The organism is Vibrio sp. 10N.261.52.A1, from assembly GCF_002876325.1.
GTDB classification, from domain to species: domain Bacteria; phylum Pseudomonadota; class Gammaproteobacteria; order Enterobacterales; family Vibrionaceae; genus Vibrio; species Vibrio chagasii.
Genome location: NZ_MCYD01000775.1, coordinates 1 through 8,907 on the forward strand (window position 1 = coordinate 1; position 8,907 = coordinate 8,907).

11 protein-coding genes are annotated in these 8,907 nt (G+C 44.5%); 6 read left to right on the top strand and 5 right to left on the bottom strand.

From position 1 onward, the window contains the following. Window positions 1–149: 149 nt before the first annotated feature. Window positions 150–320, bottom strand: a complete 171-nt coding sequence (locus tag BCT81_RS29360; RefSeq protein ID WP_198596910.1) for a hypothetical protein — start codon at window positions 318–320, stop codon at window positions 150–152. Window positions 321–852: 532 nt separating this feature from the next. Here BCT81_RS29360 and BCT81_RS16145 point away from each other — a divergent pair. The 4 genes from BCT81_RS16145 (at window position 853) to BCT81_RS16160 (ending at window position 3,587) form a co-directional block, all read left to right on the top strand. Beyond that, window positions 853–1,590 carry a nucleoside recognition domain-containing protein gene (locus BCT81_RS16145; RefSeq protein WP_102425097.1) on the top strand — a complete coding sequence of 246 codons (738 nt, stop codon included), beginning with the start codon at window positions 853–855 and terminating at the stop codon, window positions 1,588–1,590. Then, entirely contained in the window at window positions 1,590–2,057 is a 468-nt protein-coding gene (locus BCT81_RS16150) for a YjiG family protein (protein ID WP_004737023.1), read from the top strand. The genes BCT81_RS16145 and BCT81_RS16150 overlap by 1 nt, the downstream gene beginning before the upstream one ends. A 604-nt stretch (window positions 2,058–2,661) precedes the next feature. Continuing rightward, the gene (locus BCT81_RS16155) at window positions 2,662–3,048 is read left to right on the top strand and encodes an MAPEG family protein (RefSeq protein ID WP_061032915.1); all 387 of its coding nucleotides are present in this window, start codon (window positions 2,662–2,664) and stop codon (window positions 3,046–3,048) included. A gap of 8 nt (window positions 3,049–3,056) precedes the next feature. Beyond that, entirely contained in the window at window positions 3,057–3,587 is a 531-nt protein-coding gene (locus BCT81_RS16160; RefSeq protein WP_061032916.1) for a hypothetical protein, read from the top strand. A gap of 34 nt (window positions 3,588–3,621) precedes the next feature. On the opposite strand, the gene BCT81_RS16165 is transcribed toward BCT81_RS16160, so the two are convergent. Both BCT81_RS16165 and BCT81_RS16170 read right to left on the bottom strand, forming a co-directional pair. Further along, window positions 3,622–4,248, bottom strand: a complete 627-nt coding sequence (locus BCT81_RS16165) for an START domain-containing protein (protein WP_102425098.1) — start codon at window positions 4,246–4,248, stop codon at window positions 3,622–3,624. A 164-nt stretch (window positions 4,249–4,412) separates the two neighbouring features. Then, a complete protein-coding gene (locus BCT81_RS16170) occupies window positions 4,413–4,889 on the bottom strand; it encodes a YHS domain-containing (seleno)protein (protein WP_102425099.1) in 477 nt (158 codons plus the stop codon). Between the two features lie 110 nt (window positions 4,890–4,999). Between BCT81_RS16170 and BCT81_RS16175 the strand changes: the two genes are divergently transcribed. Then, window positions 5,000–5,824, top strand: a complete 825-nt coding sequence (locus BCT81_RS16175) for an AraC family transcriptional regulator (protein ID WP_102425100.1) — start codon at window positions 5,000–5,002, stop codon at window positions 5,822–5,824. 229 nt (window positions 5,825–6,053) lie between these two features. Next, window positions 6,054–6,932: a 6-carboxytetrahydropterin synthase gene (locus tag BCT81_RS16180; RefSeq protein ID WP_102425101.1), complete on the top strand. Its 879-nt coding sequence runs from the start codon at window positions 6,054–6,056 to the stop codon at window positions 6,930–6,932. A 123-nt stretch (window positions 6,933–7,055) separates the two neighbouring features. Here BCT81_RS16180 and BCT81_RS16185 read toward each other — a convergent pair whose 3' ends face one another. Both BCT81_RS16185 and BCT81_RS16190 read right to left on the bottom strand, forming a co-directional pair. Then, window positions 7,056–8,096 (bottom strand): acyltransferase family protein, encoded by a 1,041-nt coding sequence (locus BCT81_RS16185; protein ID WP_102425102.1) that lies wholly within the window; start codon window positions 8,094–8,096, stop codon window positions 7,056–7,058. A 122-nt stretch (window positions 8,097–8,218) separates the two neighbouring features. Further along, window positions 8,219–8,907: AEC family transporter (locus tag BCT81_RS16190; RefSeq protein ID WP_102425103.1), on the bottom strand; the 689-nt coding region annotated here is incomplete at its 5' end.

Genomic DNA, 8,907 nt, shown 5'->3' on the forward strand with positions numbered 1-8,907 from the left:
GAGTGTGATAGATATCTTAATAATTCAACCGATTACAGGGGATGCAAGAGACTGTGATGCAAACGAAATATGGTCTTGCATGTGGAAGCGGATAAAGAAAAAGCCCTACCGGATTTAGGGCCGATAGAGCTTATTCTGTGTCGCCAATATTATGCAGCATTACGATCAAACGTCATTGTTTGTTCTGCAGCACATATCTCAACAGGCCAGCCATAGGATTGATACTCCATCGCAAGTTGGTCCGCAACTGCGCGAGATACCGTGGCAGTGATCCACATGCCTTTACCCATTACCTGATATTTGAGTGTTCTCATTTCCATTTTTGTCACCGTTTTCCTTCTATATTGGCTGCGCGAAGTCTATAGCACCTCTTAAGTCTGGAATTTCGAATTAAGCTCAAATCCTTTATAAAGTGGCTCATCGATTGAGGGCGGATTGAAACCTAATCAACCACAATGAAGCAGTTAACTTTCTCAAGGAAGGCTACATGTTAAGTACTTGATTGTGTTTGACTTTAAATCTATCAGGAAAAGTAATGTAGGAGATCTCTTACGTAAATATCAGAAATTGGATTGGGCAGGTGGTTATCGGTTTAGCGCTGATTTTTGTATCGTATCTGTGTGTTTTCGGTTGCGTTGTTGCAGCAAATTCTATTTAGTTTTGTATGTGAAATATGAGGAAATTGTCAGTTTGTTTTTCTATATCTAAATCATAATCACAGTTTTATATGTTGCTGATGAACTTACATTCAAAGTCATACACTATTTGATTTTGGTCAGTAACCTGTTGCTCATTAGTTTGCACTATCTATGCGTGTTCTGTTCCACATAAACCAGATGTATAGAGGTCCTTATGACTAATCCAGCGAAAACCGATCGTAAAGTCACGATCGGTAGTTACATCGCACTCGCCTTCGCGGTTGTGTTTTTTTCCGGCTTAATGCAGTCCAATGAATGGTATGGCGTATTCGATTTTACGACGCTTAACGGTTCATTTGGTAAAGTCGCTTACGATGTGAGTGAATCCGCCGATGGTATCCAAGCAGCTACCACTTCTTTACGTGGTAAAGGCGGTAGCGGTGCTCGCGACGGTTTCATTTTTGCTTTGACACTTATTCCGACCGTGATGTTTGCTCTGGGTATGATCAACGTACTTGAGCACTACGGTGCACTGGATGCGGCTCGTAAACTGCTTACTCCACTACTTCGTCCTCTTATGGGTATTCCTGGTAACTCAGGCTTGGCACTGATCGCTTCTTTGCAAAGTACCGATGCAGGTGCTGCGATGACACGTCAGCTTAAAGATGAAGGGCATCTAACCAAGCGCGAAACTGATGTCTTTACCATGTTCCAATTCACAGCAGGTGCGGCGATCGTTAACTTCTTCTCGTCTGGTGCTGTGCTATTTACTCTAACCGCAATGGACGGTTCTCTCGCGGTAACGTCATCTATTGGCCTTGCTGTAGCAGTGATGTTCATCTTTAAGTTTGTGGGTGCCAACCTGTTCCGTATCTACCTCAATATTACTGAAGGCAAAGAAGACAAACCAAAATCAGACAAAGAACAAAAACTGGAAGAGGAAGTAGCATAATGAGCGAAGTAAAAGCAAAGAAACCAATGGTGACTGATATTTTCGTTGAAGGTGCTAAGAAAGGTTGGGTTATTGCGACCACCTCGACAGTGCCAAATGTTCTGATGGCGTTTGTAATCATCAAAGCATTGCAGATTACGGGTGCATTGGATTTGATGGGCAGTGTGTTTGCTCCAATCATGGCGGTGTTTGGTTTACCGGGTGAAGCAGCTGCAGTATTGATCGGTGCGTGGATGTCGATGGGCGGTGCAGTGGGTGTGGTAATCACGCTGTTTGACCAAGGTATCTTGAATGGCAATCATATTGCGATCTTAGCGCCAGCTATTTACTTGATGGGCTCACAGGTTCAATACATGGGTCGTATCATGGGACCAATTGGTACCGAAGGCCGTTACATTCCAGTGATGATCGCTATTTCAGTGTTGAATGCGTTTGGTGCGATGTTCCTGATGAACATTATTCTGTAGCCTAGCTTTTGAAATTTCCTAGGCTTTAGAAAAAGGAAACCCCGTTTGGCTTTCACCAAACGGGGTCTATTCTTTTCGTAGCCATCCTGCTACTGCGCGTTACTTATCTTTCAATAGGCAACTGGTGCTCCCTGCATCATTCCTTGACGTGGCTAAATCCTTTAACCTATCCAATTCATCGCCTTCCTAGCGGTGTCCTTACTAACTCATCATCCTGATAAGTGACTCTATCCTAGAGCATAACTTCCTTGCTGATAACTCATCCTAAGTCATCAAATCTTCATCCTGAAGATACCTAATCCATTAGGCTTTTTCCTGTTCCTGCCAACTCCCTGTCGACACGTATATTAAACACTCTGGAGGCTTCTCCGACAATCTACCTCAAGCAAATAATCTGAAGGCAAAGCTAAGAAAAACTGTGCGGACTCATACAAAACAAGGACTTGGGTTTGTAATCTAGGATTTTTCTGCGAAGCTTGATTGTAATCTCTTACGTTTGTTGTGAGAGATCTCTTACACATGTGCGGGCGTGAATGCTCTTTGTTTGCTGAATACAGATACGTTGAGGTAGTCCGCCGAATAAACTAACCAGTAGGAAATGATAATGGTTACAGCGTTATATGCTTCGTTGCTCACTTTGGTCATGTTATGGCTTTCTATTGAAGTGATTAAGCAAAGAAGAAAGAATCAAGTGGCACACGCAGATGGTGGTGTTGAATCGTTACAAGTGGCTCGTTCCGCTCAAAGTAATGCTATGGACTATATTCCGATTACCGTGATACTGATGGCGTTGCTCGAGTTCAACGGCGCCAATGTATGGCTGATCCACGTTATTGGTGTTGCTTTTGTTGCTGGTCGTATTATTCATGGGAAAAGCATCCTTGCTCGTAGTCTGAAGGGAAGAAAGCAAGGCATGTATTTGACCTTTGCCAGCATGGTGTCTTTAGTTGTTCTAAACTTGATTTATCTTCCTTTTGATAAGCTTATATAAGGACACGCATGGCGTTACGCCTCCCTCCACCATGGATGATTGTATTAACAGGGTTAGTGCTGAATATTCTGGCTATTGTTGTGTCGAGCCTAGTGCTCGACAAAATGGTGGTTGAACAAGCTCAGTATCGAGAGCGTCAACAGGGCAATGTATACTCGATTCAGTTGGCTTGGAATACGATTGAAACCTTAGAACGTAAGCGTGAATCTATGTTGTTGCACATGGATATCAGTACCTCTTCAAATTCGGCGGTGACACCGGAATTAGAAGAAGCAATGCGTGGTCAGCTTGGTGCGTGGGTCAGTGGCAAAGTCCCAGAGATTACCGTCGAAAACCTTTCTCAGATCATGATGTTGATAAACCAAGCTCAGCAATCACAACGTACACGTATCGATGACTTCTACCTTGATAATCTAACCTTATCTGAACTCCTCCAAGCTCTTGAAGAGCAGATGACCCTCTATAAAAATATTGCGCTCTTTCTTCAGATCTTTGGCTTAGCATTGATCCTTGCGCGTGACCTGGCGAGACGAAATTAATCGTCGCATGCCTTAAGCCAGACCTGATGTCGAGTTATTGGCCCAGGTTAGGGTGCTGTTGCCCTTGGTACTTTGGAAGCTGGTCTTTAAGCTTTTTGAAGGTACTGAATGCATTGTTAGCTGATAAGCGATTCATTAACCAGTCAGGCAAAATACCACCCGCATTCGCATATGCCGTATAGGTGATGTGGGTCAGGCCATTGGTTAGAGGCTGCAAAACCCATAGCGCATCGACCTCGTTGATTCGAATATACCCCGACTCTTTAGCCAAGTAATTAGATGCATCTTTAATGGTTAGGGTGAATTGACCGTCTTCTATTTCATATTTCGAATACGTCACCATATCACGGTCACGAGCTGGCCAGGGAGCTTTGAACTGGGTATAGACGATATTCTCATTACTAGAGATCTGCATTAATACTTCACTGTGCGACACATTGTCGATCCAATTCGGTACGTTATCGCTGTCTTCCAACAATAAGAGAAAGCCTGAATAACTGGTTTCGACCTGCATTTGCGCTCGAACTTCAACAAGACCATTTCCGTGATTACGCTTATGTATAGTGATGCCACCATCACTTTTAACGAACTGCCACGGAGTCGCATAAGAGAGGGTTGAAAACAGGCAGAGTCCAAGTACCAAAATCCTAGGTAATATCATTATTCTTCCATGAAATGAAAAGCTTATCTGCCATGAGTATAGAATAAAAATAGGTTGGATTCGCGTCCTAAGATGCTGCGTATTGAATATGATTACTATGATATTGGGAAAAACGGAAGACAGAGGGTCTTCCGTTTATAGAAGGGAGGGCAGTGGCAATTTATCTAGAGCTTATAGGCTTCAACCGTTTTTATAGTGGTCCAATTGTTGTTCGCATCTTGGATGAACTCTTGTGTGTTCTCCAACCAACGTTTTTGCACTGACTTGTCTAAGTTCAGGTACAACTTTCCATCTTCTACTTTCCAAGCTAAAGGGTCGGTTTCGAACTTCTTACCCATTGCCACACCAAAGGCGCAGTAACCACCGTACTGAGGCGCATAGGCTTGTGGATCTTCGCGGAATTGGTCTCGGTTTTCACTGCTTACAAACTGATAAATGGCATTTTTGTACGTAGCTGTGAACTCTGGTGTGCCTTTCACTGGCCCTTTACTGTCGAAATAAGCAACCGGGTCGTAGCCTTTAATCGCGAGGTCGTTACTATCAACGCTCATATCAAAGTCAGCTGCCATTAGTGAAAAGCTCGCGCCTAGTAATGCGGCTGTAAGAGTGATTTTTTGACTGGTCGATTTTAAATGTGACATATCAAGTTCCTTGTCAGTGTTAGTTAACTTGTATGAAATAAATTAGCCGACTGGTCCGGTCTATAGAGGGACAAAAGAACTAAAAAGTAAGCGAATCGTTCGGAGGATGCATGGATCTGCTGTCACAGTTGATGGAACACTTCTCGATACGCACCGGTGTTTTCTATTCTGGGAACTTGTGTGGGGTATCGTCATTCAACGCGCAACAGGGTAAAGAAGGGCACCTTCATGTATTGAGTGCCGGTGAGTTGACTCTATCGAGCTCTAGTATGGAACACAGGAAGCTCTCTCAGCCTTGTATCGTCTACTTACCCAATAGCACACCACACGCGATTGAAGGGGTTGGAGACGGTGCAGAAGTTGTGTGTGCGAGTGTGGAATACCGTTCAGGGCAAATGAATCCTCTGTTGTCTGCTCTTCCTGACGTGATCGTGATTCCGTTTGAAGACGCACCTAACCTTATGCCGGTGATTGAGGTGCTGTTTCGAGAATCGAACCAAGAGTTATCAGGCCAGCAGTACTTAATGGATAAGTTGAGTGACGCGCTAATGGCTTTGATTTTCCGCCATCTCATTGAACAACAGCAAATCGATCAAGGCGTATTTTCTGCGCTTGCTCACCCACGACTTGCTCCGGTAGTGACCGCCATTCACCTAATGCCAGCTCGACACTTTTCGATAGCGAAAATGGCTTCATTGGCGGCGATGTCTCGAACTCAGTTCATCGAAGCATTTAAGCGCGAGGTGGGCGAAACTCCGGGTGATTATGTCCAAAAGTGGCGTGTGTCTGTGGCTCAATCGTTGCTGTTGCAAAACAAGCCCATCAACTGGGTCGCGGATGAAGTGGGGTACAACAGTTATTCTGGATTTTCGCGAGCTTTCCAGCATGTCGCGGGAATGTCGCCGCGTTTATGGCTAAAGCAAAATGTAACGTGAAGCGCTTGCAACCCTACCTGCAATATGGCTATTAGTATGAGACTGGCCTATGTTTTAGCGGAAATTGCGCGTAGTTTGTTCATTTCTCGAATGACGGTGTAAAAAGGTGGACTTTATAAGCTTGTTGTAACATCCTGCCCGTCCTATTTTATCAGACATCAATGAGACGAAGTGCCTGCTGAACATTATTCAGCCTCCCGTATCTCATTAAAGCACTAAGGAGTTCCACTTGAACCTATTTGTAAGAGACCTTACCGTTATCGATTCTTCATACATCTGTGAACACAGAGGGGTCGTAGGAGATAGTTGGATTTTAGATGTCACCATGTCTGGTGAACTGAATGAAATGAGCATGGTTTTAGACTTTAGCAGAGTCAAAAAACAGATCAAAAACCTTGTTGATCAGCATGTCGATCACCGTTTACTGCTACCAATGAAAAATGCAGCGATCGTGCATCAAGCAAGTAAACCGGGCTACGCAAAAGTCGATGTATTGCGTGGTGATAAGAGTCTTCACTTGCACTGCCCTGATGAAGCTTACTGTCTGGTTGATGCAGAGGCGATCACAATCGAGAGCGTGACCGCACACGTTTATGACATTCTTCGCGATAACCTTCCAAGCAACGTCACAGGGTTAGAGATCACCCTTCGCCACGAGAACATTAATGGTGCGTTCTACCACTATACCCATGGTTTGAAAAAGCACGATGGTAACTGTCAGCGTATTGCTCATGGCCACCGTTCTCCGGTTGAAATTGTGGTTGACGGTCAGCGTGATGAACAACGTGAACTAGCGTTTGCTAAGCGTTGGGAAGACATCTATCTAGGCTCTAAAGAAGACCAAGTTTCTGTTTCATCATTAAACCTAAGCGAGCATGCCAAGAGTGTGAATGACGAAAGCCACTATGGTTTTAGCTACACGGCGCCACAAGGTGAGTTTGAGTTAGCGATTGCTAAGAGTGAAACAGAAATCTTGCCAACCGATACCACGGTGGAGTTACTAGCAGGCTACATTGCGGATCAAGTTGCTCCAAGTTTGACTGAAAACCAATCACTACAAATTGTGGCTTATGAAGGGGTAGGTAAAGGCGCGATGGCGTTCCGATAACACCTTATGAATGACGCAAGTTCACTCTTTATCTGAACAAAAAAGGCAAGATACTAAGTTATCTTGCCTTTCTTTTTTGTGGCTAGTTGAACCGAGAAGGTTAATCACGCCATTTTGTTGGTGCTAACGAAGCAGCATGTGTCGCAGTGGGCTTTTCTCAATCACAACGACCAACCCAAAGCTGAGTAACACAGTGCCAAAGAATACGGTTACGTCTTTTGCTAGCTCCGTAATGCCCAATACACCGCAGACATTGAACAACAAGATGATGATTAATAGGTGACTAACGTAGATACCCAGCATACGATTTGAGATAGCACGAACCCAACCATAATTGCCCACGTTTGGATTAGCTAGAAGCCACATAAACGTGCCCATTCCCCATAGCGCAGTACCAAACAATAAATCATGGATGTTGAATGCGATGTCGAATTTAGACAGCCATGCCGCTTCAGCAAAATGAATGCCCATACCTAGTGCTATTAAACCTAGCGCCTTAGCCGATGACACTTTCCATTGATGCTGACGAATAAGGAAACCTAAGGTCACTATTAATGTACTGAAGAACGGGCCGTTACGGGTAAAGAAAGGTGCTTCTAGTCCAGTCAGGCTTGTATAACTTCCCGCTAAAACACCGTAGATGTAGAGTGCAGCTGCAAGAGGTAATAATAGCTTATCGAGATTCATCTCAACCATCAAAGCGATGATCAAAACAGCGAAAACTAAAGCTGGAATAAACCATAAATGCACTAATCCGCCCTCTAAGAAAGAGTTGAGCGGTGTGCTCATCAAAAAGCCCCAGTAACCTTGGCGTTCACCTAGATAACCAAGCTCTTCAACTCTAGCGAGGTTGAAGGGTACCGCTAAGCAAATGATGCTCCATACCACCCAAACCTTGAGCAGTGGTTTCGAGTAATTGATGACGGTTTCCCAAGGAGATGAGACGAGCTTAGGTTGAATCAGATAACCTGAAATTAGGAAGAACAGAGGTACGGCAAAGCGAGCAGTTTGGTTGAGAATATAACCAATCCATGGCACGTCATTGATTTGCCAATAAGTAAGGGCCATTTGGCCATGTAAGCCAATGATCGCCAAGATAGCAATCACTCGACCCAACTCGATACTGGCGATGCGTTGTGAAGGCGTATTTTGAACGGAAGACATATCAGATCTCTAAGAAAATTTTCGTAGAATCTAGCAGCCTTTGTATTGAACCAGTTAGCGTTAAATCAAGGGTTTCGGCCTTTATATGACGGCTTGTATTGATTTTTTGAAGCCTGTCGCAGCTATATTAAATCCATTGCAGTAAGTGCAAAAATACCAAGCGTACAAGTGATAAGCGAACCTAAAGTGGTCAGCGCGATAATATTGGCAGCAAGCGTTGCATTTCCGCCCATCGCTCGTGCCATTACATAACTTGCAGCGGCGGTTGGTGCCGCGCTCATCAGGAAGATCAGTCCAAGATCGAGCCCTTCAAAGCCTAAGGCCAATGCAGCCAATGTGATAAGTAACGGCGAGGCAATTAACCGGTAACTTGAGGAAAACCAAGTCGCGAGTTTCTCCTGTTTGAGAGAGCTGATATCCAATGAGCCACCGGTACACAGCAAAGCCAGAGGCAAGGTCATTTTCGCCAAGTATTGTCCGGCATCAGTCACCATTTTAGGAATGGGAACAGACAGTGCGTAACAGAAAACACCGAGGAAAATGGCGATAATAAGAGGGTTCTTGGTTATAGACTTTGCTATCGCTTGAATGGCTTTATCGCCCGTGTCTTTGCCCTTAGGGGTTAAGGCAATCACGGCTTGGATGTTGTAGAGCACAGTAATTGAGGCAACATAGATCGCCGCAAGTGCCACGCCTTGATTACCGTAGATATTGGCGACATACGCTAAACCTATGATGCCCGTATTCGCTCGGAATCCACCTTGGATGATGACGCCTTGGTCCTTCGAACCTTTGAATAACAGCTTGGTTG